At 51.3% G+C, this 19684-nt stretch carries 18 protein-coding genes; all 18 read right to left on the reverse strand.

What is annotated here, in order from left to right:
- Positions 1-41: 41 nt before the first annotated feature.
- The 18 genes from H9Q79_RS05275 to H9Q79_RS05360 all read right to left on the reverse strand — a co-directional run bounded on the left by H9Q79_RS05275 (position 42) and on the right by H9Q79_RS05360 (position 19642).
- Positions 42-1085: an electron transfer flavoprotein subunit alpha/FixB family protein gene (locus H9Q79_RS05275; RefSeq protein ID WP_118643685.1), complete on the reverse strand. Its 1044-nt coding sequence runs from the start codon at positions 1083-1085 to the stop codon at positions 42-44.
- Between the two features lie 18 nt (positions 1086-1103).
- Positions 1104-1886 (reverse strand): electron transfer flavoprotein subunit beta/FixA family protein, encoded by a 783-nt coding sequence (locus H9Q79_RS05280; protein ID WP_249329341.1) that lies wholly within the window; start codon positions 1884-1886, stop codon positions 1104-1106.
- Between the two features lie 15 nt (positions 1887-1901).
- Positions 1902-3053 (reverse strand): acyl-CoA dehydrogenase, encoded by a 1152-nt coding sequence (locus tag H9Q79_RS05285; RefSeq protein WP_249329342.1) that lies wholly within the window; start codon positions 3051-3053, stop codon positions 1902-1904.
- Between the two features lie 20 nt (positions 3054-3073).
- Positions 3074-3913, reverse strand: coding sequence for a 3-hydroxyacyl-CoA dehydrogenase NAD-binding domain-containing protein (locus tag H9Q79_RS05290; protein ID WP_118643683.1), 840 nt, complete (start codon positions 3911-3913; stop codon positions 3074-3076).
- 52 nt (positions 3914-3965) lie between these two features.
- Positions 3966-4742, reverse strand: a complete 777-nt coding sequence (locus H9Q79_RS05295) for an enoyl-CoA hydratase-related protein (protein WP_118643681.1) — start codon at positions 4740-4742, stop codon at positions 3966-3968.
- Between the two features lie 78 nt (positions 4743-4820).
- On the reverse strand, positions 4821-6002 hold the full coding sequence (locus H9Q79_RS05300; protein ID WP_118643679.1) for an acetyl-CoA C-acetyltransferase: 1182 nt from the start codon (positions 6000-6002) through the stop codon (positions 4821-4823).
- Positions 6003-6059: 57 nt separating this feature from the next.
- Entirely contained in the window at positions 6060-6551 is a 492-nt protein-coding gene (gene coaD, locus H9Q79_RS05305) for a pantetheine-phosphate adenylyltransferase (RefSeq protein WP_118643678.1), read from the reverse strand.
- Positions 6552-6732: 181 nt separating this feature from the next.
- Positions 6733-7701 (reverse strand): sugar-binding transcriptional regulator, encoded by a 969-nt coding sequence (locus H9Q79_RS05310; RefSeq protein ID WP_118643676.1) that lies wholly within the window; start codon positions 7699-7701, stop codon positions 6733-6735.
- 43 nt (positions 7702-7744) lie between these two features.
- Positions 7745-8740: a lipoate--protein ligase gene (locus H9Q79_RS05315; protein WP_118643674.1), complete on the reverse strand. Its 996-nt coding sequence runs from the start codon at positions 8738-8740 to the stop codon at positions 7745-7747.
- Positions 8741-8937: 197 nt separating this feature from the next.
- Entirely contained in the window at positions 8938-10326 is a 1389-nt protein-coding gene (gene lpdA, locus H9Q79_RS05320; RefSeq protein WP_249329343.1) for a dihydrolipoyl dehydrogenase, read from the reverse strand.
- 11 nt (positions 10327-10337) lie between these two features.
- Complete coding sequence (locus H9Q79_RS05325; RefSeq protein WP_249329344.1) at positions 10338-11573, reverse strand: dihydrolipoamide acetyltransferase family protein; 1236 nt, start codon at positions 11571-11573, stop codon at positions 10338-10340.
- Positions 11574-11586: 13 nt separating this feature from the next.
- The gene (locus H9Q79_RS05330) at positions 11587-12561 is read right to left on the reverse strand and encodes an alpha-ketoacid dehydrogenase subunit beta (protein ID WP_118643767.1); all 975 of its coding nucleotides are present in this window, start codon (positions 12559-12561) and stop codon (positions 11587-11589) included.
- A gap of 14 nt (positions 12562-12575) precedes the next feature.
- Positions 12576-13535: a thiamine pyrophosphate-dependent dehydrogenase E1 component subunit alpha gene (locus H9Q79_RS05335; RefSeq protein WP_249329345.1), complete on the reverse strand. Its 960-nt coding sequence runs from the start codon at positions 13533-13535 to the stop codon at positions 12576-12578.
- A 143-nt stretch (positions 13536-13678) separates the two neighbouring features.
- Positions 13679-14659, reverse strand: a complete 981-nt coding sequence (locus H9Q79_RS05340) for a DUF4037 domain-containing protein (protein ID WP_118643670.1) — start codon at positions 14657-14659, stop codon at positions 13679-13681.
- Positions 14660-14704: 45 nt separating this feature from the next.
- Positions 14705-15442: a hypothetical protein gene (locus H9Q79_RS05345; protein ID WP_118643668.1), complete on the reverse strand. Its 738-nt coding sequence runs from the start codon at positions 15440-15442 to the stop codon at positions 14705-14707.
- Between the two features lie 17 nt (positions 15443-15459).
- A complete protein-coding gene (locus H9Q79_RS05350; RefSeq protein ID WP_118643666.1) occupies positions 15460-16602 on the reverse strand; it encodes an acyl-CoA dehydrogenase family protein in 1143 nt (380 codons plus the stop codon).
- Between the two features lie 115 nt (positions 16603-16717).
- Positions 16718-18277, reverse strand: coding sequence for a xylulokinase (gene xylB / locus H9Q79_RS05355; protein ID WP_249329346.1), 1560 nt, complete (start codon positions 18275-18277; stop codon positions 16718-16720).
- A gap of 114 nt (positions 18278-18391) precedes the next feature.
- Positions 18392-19642 (reverse strand): substrate-binding domain-containing protein, encoded by a 1251-nt coding sequence (locus H9Q79_RS05360; protein WP_249329347.1) that lies wholly within the window; start codon positions 19640-19642, stop codon positions 18392-18394.
- Positions 19643-19684: the final 42 nt, after the last annotated feature.

The raw sequence follows: 19684 nt of genomic DNA on the forward strand, positions 1-19684 counted from the left end.
TCACTCACCTGCCGTGAGTGCTATGATTCAATTACCCAGATTTAATCAGCCTTTTTGTTTGCCTTGATCATCTCAGTCAGTTTCGGTACGACCTTGTTCAGATCGCCAACCAGACCGTAATCTGCAACGTCAAAGATCGGAGCAGTCTCATCCTTGTTGATGGCGATGATCAGATCGGATTCTTCCATGCCTGCTACGTGCTGGATCGCTCCGGAGATACCGATTGCAAAATATACCTGGGGACGTACGGTCTTGCCGGTCTGTCCTACCTGCAGGTCTTTCGGCTTCCAGCCGGAATCTACTACTGCACGGGAACAGCTCACTTCTCCGCCCAGCGCTTCTGCCAGATCCTCCAGGATCTTGAAGTTCTCCGGGCCGCCGAGACCACGGCCGCCGGATACCAGGATCTTTGCATCCATAATATCCACCGTATCTGTTACAGCCTTTACTACATCCAGGATCTCTACGTATTTATTATTCGGGGTGAAGCCCGGGTTGTACTCTACCACATTGGCTTTAGCGCCCTCAATGCGCTCGATCTTCTGCATAACACCCGGACGTACGGTAGCCATCTGAGGACGGTTATTCGGACACGCGATCGTAGCAATCGTGTTGCCGCCGAAAGCCGGACGGGTCATCAGCAGCTGATTGTGCTTCTGTTCCTGTCCCTCTTTAGCTACCAGCGGGAAATCACCGATATCCAGCTGTGTACAGTCTGCTGTAAGGCCGGTTGCAACCCTTGCGGATACTCTAGGTCCCAGGTCGCGTCCGATAGCTGTCGCTCCCACCAGCATGATTTCCGGTTTGAATTCATTGATGACGGATGACAGAGCATGGGTATACGGCTCTGTTCTGTAATCCTTCAGCTCCGGATCGTCTACAACGATTACACGGTCTGCGCCGTAAGCTGCCAGCTCATCAGCCAGATCTTTTACTCCGCTTCCGAGAAGGACTGCGGCTACATCTGTATTCAGGTCTTTTGCCAGGTCTTTTGCTTTGCCCAGTAATTCAAAAGCGATGCCGCTTAATTTGTTGTCCACCTGCTGCGCAAAGACAAATACGCCTTTATATTCTTCCAAATTCATTCCTTTTCACCACCTTTATTAAATGATATGTTTCTCTTGCAGTTTTTCCAAGAGGTAAGCTGCGCCGGCTTCCGGATCTAAAGTAACCTGCTCTCCCGCGCCTTTTCTGACTTTGTCAGAAGCTTTTGCGATCTTAGTCGGAGAACCCTTCAGTCCGATATTGGCGTCATCCAGATCCTTCAGGTCTGCTCTTCCCCAGGTCGTGATCTCTGCATCGCATGCATCGAAGATTCCGCCCGGAGTCATGTAACGCGGCTCATTTAATTCTGAAAGAGCGGTGATCAGGCAGGGCATCTGTGCCTTTACCACATGATATCTGTCTTCATACTGGCGCTCAACAATCACGCTGTCGCCTTCAATTTTCAGATTCTGCGCATAGGAAATTACCGGAATTCCCAGATGCTCGGAGATCTGCGGCCCTACCTGTGCGGTATCGCCGTCAATCGCCTGACGTCCGGTGATGATCAGATCATACTCCAGGTTCCTGATGGCCGCCGCCAGAGTCTGAGAGGTTGCCCAGGTATCGGCGCCGCCCAGCACGCGGTCAGTGACCAGAATTCCCTTATCTGCTCCCATGGCCAGCGCTTCACGAAGAACGTCTGTAGCCTTGGGAAGACCCATGGTGATGACAGTGACTTCAGCTCCATATTCGTCTTTCAGTCTCAGTGCGGCCTCCAGGCCAGCCTTGTCATCCGGGTTCATGATTGCAAGCATTGCAGCTCGATTCAATGTACCGTCCGGGTTGAACTGAACTCCACCCTTGGTATCCGGTACCTGTTTTACACAAACAACTATCTTCACGGTTCGTACCTCCTGTTATTTCAATAAGTTTCCGGAAATTACCATACGCTGAACTTCAGAAGTTCCTTCGTAGATCTCAGTAATCTTCGCATCACGCATCATACGCTCTACATCGTACTCTCTGATGTAGCCGTAGCCTCCGTGTAACTGGACAGCCTTGGTGGTCACTTCCATAGCAACCTCTGCCGCATATAATTTTGCCTTGGCAGCTTCTACGCTGTATACCTTCTGTGTGGCTTTCGCCATGGCAGCTTTGTATACCAGCATCTGGGCAGCCTCTACCTTTGTTGCCATATCAGCCAGCTGGAACTGAGTATTCTGGAACTGGGAGATAGAACGGCCGAACTGTTTTCTTTCTTTTACATATTTGATCGTAACATCCAGAGCGCCCTCTGCCAGGCCCAGTGCCTGAGCAGCGATACCGATACGGCCGCCGTCCAGCGTGTGCATGGCGATATTAAAGCCCTTGCCCTGCTGTCCCAGAAGGTTTTCCTTCGGAATGCGGCAGTCTGTAAAAATCAGCTCATAGGTAGAGGAACCGCGGATACCCATCTTCTTCTCCTTTGTGCCAAAGGTGAAGCCGGGAGTCCCTTTTTCAACGATGAAAGAGGAGATCTCTTTAAGTTTTTTACCTCTTTTTTCAATGACTCCTGTAACGGCGATCACTATGTATACATCTGCTTCCTTGCCATTGGTAATGAAACATTTTGAACCATTCAGCACCCACTCGTCTCCGTCCAGAACAGCCTTTGTCTGCTGTCCCTGGGCATCGGTTCCCGCACCGGGCTCTGTCAGTCCGAATGCACCCAGCTTCTCGCCGCGTGCCAGCGCCGGAACGTATTTCTGCTTCTGCTCTTCGGTTCCGTAGGTCAGAATCGGATCGATACACAGGGATGTATGCGCGGATACGATAACTGAAGTAGTGCCGCAGACCTTAGCCAGTTCTTCCACACACATGGCGTAGGTCAGGGGATCGCAACCCTGTCCGCCGTACTCTTTCGGCACCGGAATTCCCAGAAATCCGTATTTCGCCAGCTTATCTACCGTCGCACGCGGAAATGCTTCTGTTTCGTCTACTTCCTGCGCAAGAGGCTTTACTTCTTTTTCGGCGAACTCTCTGAACAGAGTTCTCGCCATTTCATGTTTCTTATCTAATGCGAAATCCATGTCTTTTCCTCCATTATTCCTTACTTGCTGTAATCATAGAAACCGATGCCGGTTTTGCGTCCCAGCTTGCCGCCGCGAACCATTTTGCGAAGCAGCGGATGGGGACGGTATTTGGAATCTCCTGTCTCATTGTACAGGACTTCCATAATTGCCAGACAGATGTCCAGGCCGATCAGGTCGCCCAGCTCCAGGGGGCCCATCGGATGGTTGGCGCCCAGCTTCATGGCTGTATCAATGTCCGCTACAGAAGCGACGCCGTCTGCATAGATGCCGACTGCCTCGTTGATCATCGGCACAAGGATACGGTTCACAACAAATCCAGCAGCCTCTTCTACCTGAACCGGAGTCTTGCCGATTTCAGCGGAAATAGCCTTAATTCTCTCGACCAGCTCAGCCGGTGTGTTCAGTCCCGCAATGACCTCAACCAACTTCATAACAGGCGCCGGATTGAAGAAATGCATGCCGATGACCGGTCTGTCCAGTCCTGCGCCGATCTCTGTGATGGACAGAGAAGACGTGTTAGTCGCGAAGATGCAGTCTGCTTTGCAGATATCCTGCAGCTCTTTGAACGTCTGTTTTTTGATTGCCATGACCTCCAGCGCAGCTTCCACAACCAGATCACAATCCGTACAGATATCTTTCACACCTGTGGTGATCTTTGCCAGAATGGCATCCGCCGCTGCCTGGTCCATCTTGCCCTTGGCAACACGCTTTTCAAAGCCTTTGGCAATCTTTTTCTTGCCGTTTGCCGCCAGCTCGTCGTTGATATCGCACAGGCATACTTCATATCCCTCTGTCTGGGCAAATGCCTGAGCGATTCCGGAACCCATAGTTCCCGCCCCAATAATACCTACTTTCATGTCCCTTTCCTCCATTAATTTTAATTGTACAAACTGAAAGTGATGGTTTGTCTTATTTATTCAGAAATGCTTCAACTTTTCTTTTCTCCAGAAACGCAGCCATGCCCTCTTTCTGATCGTAAGACTCAAAACAATCGCCGAACATCTTCTCTTCGATCACAATCGCCTGATCCATGTCGGTCTGAAGACCGTCATTGATGGCTTTCTTGCTGTTGCGCACCGCAATCGGGGCATTCCTGGCGATGGTAGACGCCAGCTTCCTGGCTGCGGGCATCAGCTCTTCCAGAGGATATACACTGTTCACAAGGCCGATGCGGTATGCCTCATCCGCTTTGATATTCCTGGCTCCGTAGATCATCTCTTTTGCCTTCCCAACACCTACGATTCTGGCCAGTCTCTGGGTTCCGCCGAAGCCAGGCGTAATTCCAAGGCCTACTTCCGGCTGTCCGAACACTGCATTTTCTGAACAGATACGAATATCACAGCTCATGGAAATTTCGCAGCCGCCGCCAAGAGCGAATCCGTTGACCGCAGCGATGACCGGAATCGGGAAGGTCTCGATTTTGCGGAAAACGTCGTTTCCTTTCTTCCCGAAGGCCTCTCCTTCTTCTTTTGTCAGGCTGCTCATCTCTCCGATATCAGCTCCTGCCACAAAGGATTTTTCTCCGGCGCCCGTCAGGATCAGCACGCGAATTTCGTTCAGATCCACCGCGTCCAGAGCGGCATCCAGATCTTCCAGCACCTGGCTGTTCAATGCATTCAATGCTTTAGGCCGGTTAATCGTGAGGACACCTATCGCACCCTCTGTCTCATACGTAATGAATTCCATAAGATAACTCCCTTCTTCTTTGTATTCTGAGGCAGCTGCGGAAACTTGTCCCGCAGCTGTATCATTCAAATTAACTCATTAGTCGCGCTCTACAATCGTAGCGCATCCCATGCCGCCGCCGATGCAGAGGGTTGCAAGACCTTTCTTAGCGTCTCTCTTCTGCATCTCATGGAGCAGGGTAACCAGGATCCGGCAGCCGGAAGCGCCTACCGGATGGCCCAGCGCGATCGCTCCGCCGTTGACATTTACCTTGTCCATATCGAATTCCAGGTCATGGGCTACTGCCAGAGACTGCGCGGCAAACGCCTCATTGGCTTCAATCAGATCCATATCTGCAACAGACAGGCCCGTCTTCGCCATAACTTTCTTAGTGGCCGCAACAGGCCCCACACCCATGATGGAAGGATCTACGCCGCCTAGCGCGCCTGCTACCCAGGTGGCCATCGGGGTTACACCCAGTTCTTTTGCCTTTTCCTCACTCATGACGATGATTGCAGCCGCTCCGTCATTGATGCTGGAAGCGTTGGCCGCGGTCACGATGCCGTCCTTCTTGAACGCCGGGCGGAGTCTTGCAATGCCTTCTGCCGTCGTTCCCGGACGCGGACCCTCATCTGTATCAAAAATAACTGTCTCTTTTTTCTTCTTAATCTCAACCGGAACAATTTCGTCTTTGAATTTGCCTGCTTCGATTGCGGCGCATGCCTTCTGCTGGCTGGATGCTGCGAATTCGTCCAGCTGCTCTCTGGTCAGTCCCCACTGCTCTGCAACATTCTCAGCGGTGATTCCCATATGATAATCATTGAAAGCGTCCCACAGCGCATCATTGACCATGGTATCCACCATCGGTGCATTCCCCATACGATAGCCGTAACGGGCATTCTTCAGGGCATAGGGCGCCATGGACATATTCTCCATACCGCCGGCAACCACGATATCAGCCTCTCCTGCCTGAATCATGGCAGCAGCCATGTTCACACAGTTCAGTCCGGATCCACAGACAATATTAATGGTCATGGCCGGTACCTCAACCGGAAGTCCGGCTTTGATGGACGCCTGTCTCGCAACGTTCTGACCCAGGCCTGCCTGGATGACGCATCCCATATATACCGTATCCACCTGGTCGGCCGGTATGCCTGTGCGCTTTAATGCCTCTTTGATTACGATTGCTCCCAGGTCAGCTGCCGGCGTCGTACTTAAAGAACCTCCCATACTGCCAACTGCCGTACGGCATGCTCCAGCCAAAACAACTTTTTTTGCCATGTTTTACCTCCTTCAACCTACACATTCATTTTAATATTTATATACAATTTAATTGTATCAGGGATAAACGGGTATCTGATATTTCGCCTTTAGCCTCTCATTGACGAAACCCGGTACGAAGCAGGACACATCTGTCCCATAAGACGCAATGTTCTTCACATTGCCAGAAGCCAGAAATCCGAGTTCTAAAGAGTTAGCCAGGAAAACCGTTTCGATTTCCGGGTCCATCTTACTGTTCGTCTGGGCATGCTTCATCTCTGCTTCAAAATGAATTCCAATCTTCAAATCCCGTATAATAAAATCCACTCCCAGTTCCCTGGCCAGATCTATCGTCAGCTTCTGATAGCTGAGCACCGCGACGCGGTCAAAATCCTTCACGGCTTCCCGCATCATATGCAGCCGTTCCTCACAGGTGAACAGGGGTGAAATCTCAGGCTCACACAAAACACCGATGATCAGTTCATCGGTCATCGCGCAGGCTCTGCGGATAATATCCAGGTGGGCATATGTAACCGGATCAAAGATGCCGGGATATATTGCTCTTGACATAATAGCTGCCTGGCCCCCATTATGTTATTTTTCCCTTAACTGCTCTCTACACTCTATGCTCTTACTATACTCCTGATTTCACGATATGTCAAATATTTATCAATCAATTTTTCACGATTTTATACAAGCCTATTTCAGAGCAAATAGGCAAGAAAAATAGATGATGAAATTCACACAGGATTCACATCCGGCCCAGTGACAGAAGATCCAGGATCTGGAAGATCGTGTTCTCATCCGTGGCCAGATAATGGATGATGCCTGTCCGGAGAGCGCCGATGATCGGGATGACCTTGGAGCTTCCGGCCGCAATGGCCATCACATGCTTTGCTTCACTCAGGATCTTCTTATCGACTCCAATCAGCTTTTCGTTATATTCACAGTTAATGAATTCGCCGTGTATATTAAAACGGCGGGCGCAGATATCGCCTACGGCCATATCCGGATCTGAACAGATCTCCTGGAACATATTGTCCCCTTCACAGCGGTACTGGCGCAGCTCGCTCCTCTCCTGAGCCCTGCCGATTCCCAGAATGGCAAAATCCAGATCGTGCCAGCGTTTAAAAATAGGCTGCATATAGCTGCTTTCCATGACCCGCTTCTTATCTTCAAAATTGTCCACATATCCCGGCGAATAGATAAATAACGGATTGCCGTGCAGTTTTTCCGCAAACATGCGGACACTTTCATTCAACTGATACTCCTGTGTTAGCAGCGGCGAAATACCGATCAGGGGAACTACACTGATATCACAGAGATTTGTATCAGCAGGAAAGGAATGCATGAACTCATAGCAGGCATTGCCCCAGGAGGTCCCAATACAGGAATGGCTCTGCAGCAGCCCCAGAGCGAAACGCACCGCCTGCGAGGTAACGATATGTACCAGCGCCTTCTCATTATAAGTGCCGCTCGGGACCACGATACATTTTCTCAGCCCGAACTCCCGTTCCATGCGTCCGGCCAGATCCTCATTATTCTGCGACGGGTCATTAATCTGCACCTGAACAATCCCAATATTCTTGGCCTCCGTCAGACACATGGAAACAGCCGATCTCGAAATAGAAAAAACCTTTGAAATCATCTCCTGCGTCATATGATCGTTATAATACATCTTTGCAATTTCGACTAACTTCTGAATATCCGAATTGTCCATTACTCATTTTCCTTTCTATCAAGACTCATTCCAGACTTCTGCCTTACTCGAGAAGGAATTCCATCAGCTCTTCTCTGGTTAGATTATGGAAATACTGGCCGACGTCAATCGTCTTCAGGGCTTCTGCCAGATCCGGCAGTGAAAGCTTTACCCCCGACAGCAGGGCCGACAGCTCTGCCGCATCCTTCACGCCGAAATAATCGCCATAGGCGTGAAACTCCTCAATGGCCCCCTGGCTGACGTAGAGGTACAGCCGGATCTCCCCGCAGCCCTCAAAACGCCGCTCCTTAACCGTATTGTACCGGGGAGAACGTCCGTAATTCCAGTCCCATGTATCATAAACGCGGCGCTTTAATTCCATGACTCCTTCCACCTCTTGCTCAGACAGAGTATACGGAACCAGCGCTGCCATCTCCGACAGATAAGACACCAGAAAGCTTTTAAACTCCTCAATGCCCATGGATTCCTCAATGTAATCGCTGATGTTTGCCACCCGGCTTTTTATGGATTTGATGCCCTTAGACTGTATTTTAGACTCTGAAGCATTCAGGGCATGCGTAAGCGTTTCCAGATCTGACCGGAACATTAAAGTGCCGTGGTGCATGATCCTGTTCTGCTTCACATACTGGGCATTGCCTGATATTTTCTTCCCATCTGCCAGGATATCATTCCGCCCATTGACGCAGGCCGGTACCTTCAGCTTCTTCAGTGCGCCTGCTATGAGCGATGTGAACGCTCCGAAATCAATTCCGGAATATGACTTGCTGTTCACAATAAACGTAAAATTGACGTTTCCCAGGTCATGATATACCGCACCGCCGCCTGAAAGCCTCCGGACCACTTTGATCCCATGGGCGCTGACATAAGAGGAATTGATCTCCTCTACCGTATTCTGGTTTTTCCCTATGATAATCGAATTGTCGTTCTGCCAGAGAAAGAAATAGTCGTTCCCGGGGTTCATATGATCAAACAGATACTGTTCCAGAGCCAGGTTAAAAGCAGGGTCTGTGCTCGTCGATTCTATAAAAACCAGGGCCATAAGACCAAACACCTCCATATATTAAGAGTCCACAGCCCTGTCTCGCGATATCCGCCACAATTTCCCAAATTATTTAAAGTATATTCTATTTGGTTTTATTAGTCAATGAGACAAGGCCTAAAAAACTGAAAAGTCAATTAATTGTACGAATGGAAATGCCCGCTGATCCGTCGCTGACCAGCAGGCCATTTTTTCTGTTATTTTCCTCTTGCCGGAAGGTGCATACACCGGCCAGCCGAATCGGCGCACGCTTCCATAAATGCTTCAGAATAGGTGGGGTGGGCATGAATCATCCCGGCGATTTCATCCGCCGGAATCTCAGCCGTCATCAGGGAAACGGCTTCAGCAATCATCTCAGCAGCATCTGTCCCGAAAATATGCACGCCCAGCAGCTCCCCGTACCGCTTTTCGGCAATCACTTTCACAAAACCCTCCGGAGCGCCGGACGCCAGGGCGCGGCCGTTGGCTGAAAAGGGGAATTTCCCGACGGATATATTCTCACTGCCATATTTCTCACAGGCAGCCTCTTCTGTCAGACCCGCCCCCGCGCATTCAGGCAGAGTATACACACAGCCGGGAACATATTTCAGCGAACATTTCACATGCCCCCCCATGGCATTCTCAGCGGCCGCTTCTCCCATCTTAAAGGCTGAATGGGCCAGCATACTTTTACCATTAATATCGCCTGCGGCATAAATATTCGGAATATTTGTCTTCATATATTCATCAACAATTACCTTGCCACGCTCCTGAGAGATTCTGTCCTTCAGCGCCCCCAGACAGTTAAGATCGGAAACACGGCCTATGGACAGAAGAATTTTATCAGCTTCTACCGCCTTTCCTCCCGCGCAGCAGATTACGCTTCTGCTGCCGCTTCTGGTGATTTTCTCCACTGCGTGGGAGGTCAGGATCTCCACCTTCTGCTTCCGGAAGGAATCACTCAGCGCCTCCGACAGCTCTGCGTCCATCTGAGGCAAAATCCTGCTTTCGGCCTCTATCACAGTAACGCTGCTACCATAATGGCTGAACACGGCCGCCATTTCACAGCCGATCACTCCGCCGCCGATGATCGCCAGCTTTTCCGGCACTTCCTGAAGATCCAGGATTTCATCGCTGGTCAAAACGTTCCCGTCGTCAATCCCCGGTATCGGTATGCGGTGTGTTTTTGACCCTCCGCATAAAATAATGCTGTTAGCGCTGTATACCTCTCCCCCGCATGTTATGGTATTCTCTCCGGCCATCTGTGCTTCCCCGTACACTACTCTGACGCGGTTGGACTTCAGCAGTCCCCCGACTCCCTGGGTCAGCTGTTTTACGACTGAATTTTTATGAAGTACCGCTTTTTTCATATCTACCGTTATGTTGCTGTCATTCATAATTCCGTAGCCGGAGGCCGACCGTATCTGATGGATCGCCTCCGCGCCCTTTAGATACGTCTTCGTCGGTATACAGCCCCTGTTCAGGCAGGTCCCTCCCAGCACATCTTTTTCAAATAAAATGACCTCTGCGCCCAGCTGCGCGCCTTTAATCGCCGCGATATATCCCGCCGGCCCGCCTCCGATCACCGCAATGTCATACTGCTTCATAAGGGCCTCCTTTATATGAGAATCTCCATGGGATGTTCAATCAGTTCCTTCACTCGCTTTTTCAGCCTGGCTGAGCCGACCCCATCCATCACCCTGTGGTCATAGCTCATGCATAATACGGCTTCCTGGCGAACGACAACCTTTCCATCTACCATCCGGAGCACATCTTCAGTGCCTGTTATGCCCAGAATGCCGCTTTCCGGCTGATTGATGATCGGATTGAACGTAAATACATCGTACATTCCCATATTGGAAATCGTGAAGGTTCCTCCCTTGCAGTCATCCGGCTGAATCGTACCCTTTCGCGCTGACTCCGCAAGTTTCCTGGCCTGGCGGGAAATCTCCCCGACAGACAGCAGATCCGCATTCCTGATGACCGGCACAAAAAGCCCTCCGTCTACCGCCACTGCGAACCCGATATTGGCCTCCGCGTAGGTGACCAGCTCATCACCTTCTATCATAGTCCTGACGTGAGGCAGTTCCTTCACAGCGATAGCCGTCGCTTTGATTATAAAATCATTGATCGAGATCCTTGTTTCACGTCCCTCGTTTATCTTCTTTCTGAACCGGATCAGCTCAGTCATATCCACTTTCATGCTCTGCATCACAGTCGGCACCTGGCTGTAGCTCTCAAACATCCTCCTGCCGACCACTTTGCGGACTCCCTTCAGCTGCTGCCGGGATTCAACTGTCCGGTAATCCTTCACGGCCGGCTCCGCTTTGCACGGCTCTGCTTTGCATGGTTCCGCTTTGTACGGCTCCGCCGCGCAGCGCTCCACATCCTCCATTGTGATTTTTCCATTATATCCGCTTCCGGTCACCTCAGTCAGATCAATTTGTTTTTCTTCTGCTACCCGCGCCGCAAGGGGAGTCGCCAGCACATCCGCTGCCCGGATGATCCCGTCCCCGCCGCCTTTCACCTCCGCCAGGTCAATCTTCTGCTCAGCGGCGATCTTTTTAGCATAAGGAGTCGCCAGCACCTCTGCCTTTTTGCCTTCCGGCGCCTTTTCCCCTTTTTCACCGATATAGCCCAGTACGGTGAGCACAGGGACTACTGCCCCTTCTTCCACTACTTTACTTAACAGAAAACCGCTGCCGGGGGCTTCTGCCTCCATGGTAATTTTATCTGTCTCAATCTCCATGACAGGCTCATCCTTCTCCACCGGATCGCCCACCTCTTTCAGCCAGCGGATCAGTGTTCCTTCTGTCATGTCCATCCCCGCCTTAGGCATGAAAATCTCTATCATTTCTTCATCCTCCTTACAGCAATTCCCTGACCGCATTGACAACCTTATCAACCGTCGGGAAGGTATCAGCCTCTAACGTGGGGTTAAAGGGGATCGGCGTGCTCTTGGCTCCAAGTCTCTTAATCGGAGCATCCAGGTAATAGAAAGCCTCGCTGTCGGCAATCTGGCCGCTGATTTCTCCGCCAAAACCTCCGAACTGCACTGCCTCATGAACGATTAACACATGTTTGGTCTTTTTCACCGACTCAATGATTGTCCCGGTATCCAGTGGAAGCAGGCTTCTGATATCTATGACTTCTGCATGAATGTTTTCTTTTTCAAGAACTGCGGCAGCTTCCAGGCTGACCTGAACCATCCTGCCGTATGTAACGATCGTGCAGTCGCTCCCTGCTTTTTTAATATCCGCCACCCCTAACGGAATAGAATATTCCTCTTCCGGCACCTCTCCTTTTGTCCTGTACAGCTTTTTCTGTTCCAGGAACATGACTGGGTTATCATCACGGATCGCTGTTTTCAGAAGTCCCTTCGCATCATAGGGCGTAGAAGGTATCACAACTTTTAATCCCGGGAAATGGGCCAGGCATGCTTCCAGGCTCTGAGAATGCTGGGCGGCAGCTCCTGTTCCCGCTCCAGCCGCCGCGCGCATGACCATCGGAACCTTGACTTTGCCGCCGAACATGAATCTCAGCTTGGCAGCCTCATTGACCAGTTCATCAAAACACACGCACATGAAATCAGAGAACATCAATTCAACCACCGGCCGCAGCCCGGTCATGGCCGCGCCGACTGCCGCTCCCACGTATGCCTGCTCCGCAATCGGCGTATCCATAATCCGTTCCTCACCAAATTCCTGGATCATTCCCTTGGAGACTCCAAAGGCTCCGCAATAGAGACCGATATCCTCTCCCATCATAAATACAGTTTCATCTTTGCGCATTTCCTCTGAAATCGCATCATTGATCGCCTGCGCATAAGTTATCTCGCTCATTTTCTCTGCTCCTCTCACGCATATACATCATCAAGAACATCCTCCACGGATGGTTCCGGGCTGTTTTTCGCATATTCAACCGCGTTTTCTATGGTCTGTTTCGCCTGCTCCGCAATCGCGTCCAGTTCCTTTTCATTGAAAATTCCATTTTCCGTCAGATATTTCCGTAAATATTTGATCGGGCACTTTTTCTTCCAGGCATTAATCTCTTCCTTGGAACGGTACAGGTTGCCGTCGCTTTTAGAATGTCCGGAGATCCTGTAAGTATTTTCCACCACAAGCATCGGGCCGTTCTCCAGCACATACTGCCGGGCCTCCTTTACCGCGTCGTAGACTTCCAGGATATGATTGCCGTCAACCGTCCTGGACGGCATTCCGAACGGAAGCGCCCGCTTTGAAATATCCGTGTCCTTCATGACTTTGGCAATTGGGGTGGACATTCCATAAGTATTGTTCACACAGACAAACAGCACGGGAAGATTCCACACGGCGGCCAGATTGAACGCCTCGAATACGGCGCCCTCATTGGAAGAACCATCCCCGAAGAATACGGCGGCGATCCTGTCTTTCTCCTGCTTTTTCTTAATGGAAAGGCCGGCGCCGCAGCACATCACCGCGCTGGTTCCCAGGACTCCGTCCGCCCCAAAATAATGGATATCCGGATCCGCAATATGCATGGAGCCGCCCCTCCCCTTACATACGCCCGTTTCCCTTGCCAGAATCTCAGCCATCATATGGTTGATATCTACGCCTTTAGTAATCGCCTGATTATGCCCCCTGTGTGTCCCGAACACATAATCTTCCGGCTTTAATGCCAGGATTGAACCGACGGCAGTCGCCTCTTCCCCCACCCCCAGATGGGTGGTACCATGAACCAGGCCCATAGAGAACAGCCACTGTACCCGTTCCTCAAATTCCCGCGACAGGTTCATCTTTCGCCACATCTCTTCCAACAACTCTTTCTCGTACTGCATGTCCAAACCTTTCCTCCTTAATTGATTATTTAAAATCCGGAATAAAATAAGCTTATATCTGATTGCACTTATACTTTAACAAACGTTATAACATATGTCAAGATCCATGCGTAAATTTCTTTTTTCATTCAATTCCTTCGTTTTCACCCTTCCAGAACATGCAGATTTCTCAATTCCGGAGACTCCACACGGCTCAGTATCCCTTCCAGGTGAAGCTCCAGAAAAGCGTCAGTCCTGCTGCTCAAGCCTTGCCTGTTCCACTCGTTTACCACCATTCTGCAGATCTTTTCAATTAAAACCACCTTCTCATCCCTCAGGTTTATATATGGGCTATGCTCTGTTAAGGCATCCCTGCCCCACCGGTCCTCCTGGCCGGCTGCAGCCGATAATTCTTCAAGCAACGGCCGGGCTTCCTGAAGGACGGAAAGCTCTCTGAGGCCCCGGAACATCCATTTGTAGTATGGCGCATAGACCCGGTTCAAAAGGTATATCATAGCCATAGCATTTCTGATAAACTCTGACAATGCAATTCCTGCGGCAACCACATCTCTCCTCTGCATGCACCGTCCATAATTATACTGGCCTGTCTGGGTCATCCGCGCCGCACAGGCGGCTATTTTTTTAATCCTCACATCCTCTGGATAGTATTCTTTCAGCCTGGTCCGTATGGCCGTAAATTCCCCCAGGGGATCTTCAAACACTCTGCCGCTGACAGCCGCCGCCAGCCCCGCTTCCGGCAGATGCAGCCACCTCCGCAGGGAGCCCGGAGGCTGCTCCCGTCCTATAAAACGGGCATAGAATTCTGATATCTCCGTCACGCCCGTTCTGCCACGGCCGTGTGGCGTAAATTTTCTCGGGGGAAATCCCCCGAAATAACCCGGCAGTTCCTCATAGGCCGCCTGCATTTGCCTGCCCGTCCTCTCATTATCACTCTCCGTCAGCCAGATGCAAAATCCGGGTCCGAAATCATGATCCCTGGAAATCTCATCATCAAACCCCAGGCATTCTGATCCTTCCCCGGCCAGCCCTGCGGCTATCCTTCCACTGTATTCCGGAAACTTTTCCCGGAGCATCGGCCTGCCGATTTCCAGATAATACTGATAAGACAGCTCCAGTCCTTTCATATTTTCTTACCTGAATATAAGCGATTCAGTTCCTCATAAAATTTTTTACTGCTGTTCTCCATGGTCCGCCTCCCGATGAAACACCTCATGAGCTTCCAGAAACAGGCACAGATCCTCCAGTGCCTGCTGCGTCTGACAATCCCTCCGCAGAATTCCGTCCTTCCTCCCGATACCGCCGTTCTTTGACGTCCGGCAGACCTTCAATGGGAGCGGCCGCAGGGACAGGCATTGCAGCATATCAATTTTATTGTCTGTCGCCCCCAGGATTCCCGCCACTGTCGGATGGCGGAGGCTGGCTCCGCTTTTCCCGAAAAACAGCACGCAGGGAAGGCCGGCAGACAGAATCCTTTGACGGCCGTAGAAAACCGTGACGGCCGTCACCGTCTTGCAGCCGGCTGAGGCTGTTTCCACGCCGCTCATCTGGCTATAGCCCATCGCTTCCGCAAAGCCGGGGCCTGCCGGAAATAGTCCGGTTTCTTCCGGCTGTTCCCCGATCAGGATCAGATCAAATTTTCCTTCGGTTTCTTCAATTTTTCTGACTGCCGCATACAACATTTCATCCTGCGGCTCTGCCCCAGCTTCATCTTCAATGCCTGCTGGGGCAAACCATGCGCGGCCGCCGGAAATTGCCAAAGCCTCCTTCAGCATCCTTTTCTTCCGCCATCCCCCTGCGGCCAAAACAGTGATTTCTGTCCCCTTCTGCGCGTCCCTGATGGCGGCCGCCGTTTCCAGAGCGTGCCTGTCACCCGCTTGAAAGCTCTGCAGGTACACTAAGATCCTCATACCCCTTCTGGTCCGCCTCAGCGGAACAGCTGGCCAGATATGATCAGCTTCTGAATCTCATTCGTCCCTTCATAGATCTGGGTGATCTTTGCGTCGCGCATCATCCGCTCCACATGATATTCCTTCATGTACCCGTTTCCTCCGAGCATCTGAACCGCTTCAGTAGTCATTTTCATGGCTATGTTGGTGCAGACCAGCTTCGCCTTGCCGGCTGAAAGTGTATAGGGTTTGTGGCTGGCTTTGTCCATGGCTGCTTTGTACAACAGATATTTTGCCTGCTCTATTTCCACATCCAGCTCAGCCATCTTAAAGGCCAGATATTCCTGTTTATAAAGCGGTTTGTGGAATTGCTCCCGCTCCTTTAAATAGTTTTTAGCGATCTCGAAGGCGCCTTCTGCGATTCCCAGTGCCTGCGCCGCCACGCCGATCCGTCCGCCGTCCAGATTCTTCATTGCAAGCTTAAAGCCCTGCCCGGGAGCGGCAATCATCTGTTCCTCAGGAACCCTGCAATCAGTAAAAAACAGCTCGCTGACTGCCGCACTGCGGATTCCCATGGTGTTGTGGCGTTCTCCCACTGTGAAGCCCGGCGTCCCCTTTTCTATGATAAAAGCAGCCATTCCCTTAGACCCCAGCTCCGGATCCGTCAGTGTAAATACTACGAAATAGTCAGATACAGGGCCGTTCGTGATAAAACATTTCGAGCCGTTAATCACATAGGAATCCCCGTCTTTCACAGCTACCGTCCTGCAGCCGCTGGCATCCGATCCGGCTGTCGGCTCTGTGAGGGCGAAGGACCCCAGCGCTTTGCCGCTGGCAACTGGCGTCAGATACTTTTTCTTCATTTCATCCGGCGCATCTGCGTTATCGAAGCTAGCGCAATACAGGGAGGTGCATACTGAATATGCAATTCCCATGGAAGCGTCCACCTTGGAAATTTCCTCCAGAGCCAGGATATAGGACAAATAATCCGCCCCCTGGCCGCCATATTCGGTCGAATACGGCAGTCCCATCAGTCCCAACTCTGCCATTTTGCCATACAGGTCCAGCGGGAATACCCTTGTTTCATCTCTGACCAGTATCTCCTTTGCCAGTTCGTTTTCCGCAAACTCCCGTGCCAGTTTCTGAATTCCTATCTGCGATTCATTCAATGTAAAGTCCATTCTTCATACCTCCTGGTATTTTATTCTGCATAATAAAGGCTCCGGCCTGTCGGCCTGCTTGCTCATACTTCTTCTCCCGTCCGATATCTGTGCCTCGGCGCATGCGAACATGCCCTCAGACCGGCTGCCGTCCGGGGCTTTTATATAATCTCGCTCTTTCTGAAAACGGTTCTTTTAAATGGCCGTACAAGCCGTGGTAAATCTGGAAATACTCATCGTATCTTTTCACATTTTCCCGGACCGGTTCCACTTCTTCAGCAGTCTTCAGCATGGCGCGGCAGCCCTCGGCAACTGAATGAAAGTGCCCGCTGCCCACGGCCGCCATGATGACCGCTCCCGCAGCCGGGCCTTCTTCTATATTCATCGTCACAACAGATGTATCAAACACATCTGCCTGTATCTGCCGCCACAGCCTGCTTTTGGAACCTCCTCCTGAGACACGGATGGTTCGGATATCCTTGCCCAGCTCCCGGCATATCTCTACAGTTTCTCTCAGAGAATAGGCGACTCCCTCCATAACGCTGCGGCACATCTCCGGCATGCCGGTATTCAGGGACATGCCGAAATAACAGGCGCGCGCGTCCGCGTCGTGATTGGGCGCGGAATCTCCGTTAAAGTAAGGAAGGAAAATTACCCCACCGCAGCCCGGCACAGCCTCAGACGCAATTCCGGTGATGTGATCGTAGATGTCTTTCCCGGATGCTTGAAATTCCTGCTTCTTTTCCGCAAACATCACGTCTCTGACCCACTTCAGCGAAGCCCCCGCTGTGAGGGACAGTCCCAGATAAGCCCACAGATCCTGTACGGAATGGCAGAGGCTTTGCATTGCCCGTTTTTTTCTGTCTACAAAGGGAGTTTTACTGCACCCGAATACGACCGCCGAGGTTCCGATGGAAGCACCCAGCATGCTTTCTTCTATGATTCCTGTTCCGATACCGTTAGCCGTCTGGTCCCCGCCGCCCGCAATCACAGGAATGCCCGGCCTCAGTCCCCAGTCTTCGGCTACTGCTTTCCGAAGGCCTCCCACCACGTCACAGGACTCCAGCAGCCTCTCCGGCACAAAGCTTCTGGGGATTCCAGTGATTCGGAACATTTCGTCCGACCATTTTCTTCCGGGTATATCCAGAAGAAAAGACAGGGATGCGTCGCTGACTTCCGTGGCAAGTTCCCCGGTCATGCGGCAGGCTAAATAATCTTTTGTAAATACGATTTTTTCTATCTTTTCATAATTCTCCGGCTCGTGCTTTTTCAGCCACAGGATCTTGGGAGCCCAGAAGCTGTTCAGGCAGTGATTGGCCGTAACAGCCATGATATCGGTTCCGGCCTCCTCAATCCGGCGTTCAATCTCACCCACCTCTTCTACAGCTCTCTGATCCATCCAGATCATACAATTGCGGACAGGCTGGAAGTTTTTATCCAAAAATACGGTACCCTGCATCTGCCCGGAAAAACCGATGGCACTGACCTGCATTCCGGCCCCGCAGTTCCCAACCGCCTGTTTTACCGCCGCCCCGCAGGCCTGCCACCAGATCTCCGGGGCCTGTTCTGCGAAACCCGGCCCCGGTACGGTTATATCCTCCTCTGAGTATCCCTCACTCAGCACCTTGCCTGTCTCATCGACTATAATCGCCTTAATGCCGCTCGTCCCTGCATCAATTCCCAACCAACAGCTCATGATCGCGCCCCTTTCCCCTGCAGTTCAGCCTGCTGCCCGCGTAAATAGCAGATGCTACAGAGAAATGAATTGCATTTCCTGTAGCATCCACCCAATTCATATCTAGTTACTGTATCAACCTAAAAGTGATTGAATATCATCCGGCAGCGGCTGATCATAAATCACCGGCCAGGATTCTTCCAGATTTTCTTTTGTTACATTGACAGGATCGATCAAAATCATCTTCGGAACCTCTTCACCGATAGCGCCCAAAGCCCCTGCATACAAAGAATAGTATCCGTCCTTATACGGCTGCTGTGCGCCGATTCCCTTGCACATGCCGTCTTCAGCCATAATTCTCGCCACATTGTATCCGAGATCCACGCAGGTTCCAACGAAATCATTGGAAATATCGTTGCCCTGGGCGGAAGAGATCACGCCCTCAAGCGGGATATCCCACTGGCCAAACGCGCCGTCCAGATCCGGGTATTTAGCGAATACCGCATCTGCCAGAGCTGCGCAGTCACTGGCGTCATCATAGAACTCTTCTGTCACAATTTCGATATCCGGGAAGTTCGCCTCGATATAATCGCGGAATCCCTGAGATCTCGCCCGGTTGCCCAGGTTCGGAGCCGACCAGGTAAACATCGCAATCCGGCCGGAACCGCCAAGCTCAGAAGCCATATCTTTCGCACATTCCACGCCTGCCGCATAGGTATCCGTCGTCACAAGGCTCACATAGTCATCTTCTTCCAGATGTGCGTTGATGTTGTCAAAGAATACCAGCTTCGTTCCGTTGGCAGCTGCTTCCTGCAACTGGTCGGTCATCGCGTCTACGTCGATCTGGCACAGAATGACGATATCCGGGTCTTTTGCCAGAACGCTTTCCAGGTTGGTGGACTGCTGGGCAGCATCCCATTGAGCGTCTGTCTGAGCGACAATCTCAATATTCAGTTCTTCCGCGGCTTTTGTCACTCCGGAGATAACTGCTTCAGAGAATGACTCGCCGCCTGTGTGCATAACCAGGCCCACTTTCAGGCCGGCGTCCTTAATTTTTTCAACCTGCTCGTCCGTAGCTGAGAAATCCGTATAGGCAGTCGGGCTGATTCCCTCAAAGCGGGAAACCCATTCATCGGGAGTGGCCATCTCTGGCAGCTCCACTTCCGCTGAGCCTGTCTCTTTCGACGCGCTGGATGCGCTGGATGATGTCTGTGACTGATCCTCAGGGCTGGATGACGCTGATGATGCTACTGATGATGCTGCCGATGACGAACCGGCAGCGGAGCTGCCAGCCTCTTTCCCACTGCCGCAGCCTGCCAGTGTTGACACGGCAAATGTCAGTGCCAGTAAAATCCCCAGTGTTTCTTTCACTTTTCTTCTTTTCATTTTTCTTCCTCCTTTGATTTAGTTATATAAATATTATGAAAA

The sequence above is a fragment of the Wansuia hejianensis genome, assembly GCF_014337215.1.
Classification (GTDB): domain Bacteria; phylum Bacillota; class Clostridia; order Lachnospirales; family Lachnospiraceae; genus Scatomonas; species Scatomonas hejianensis.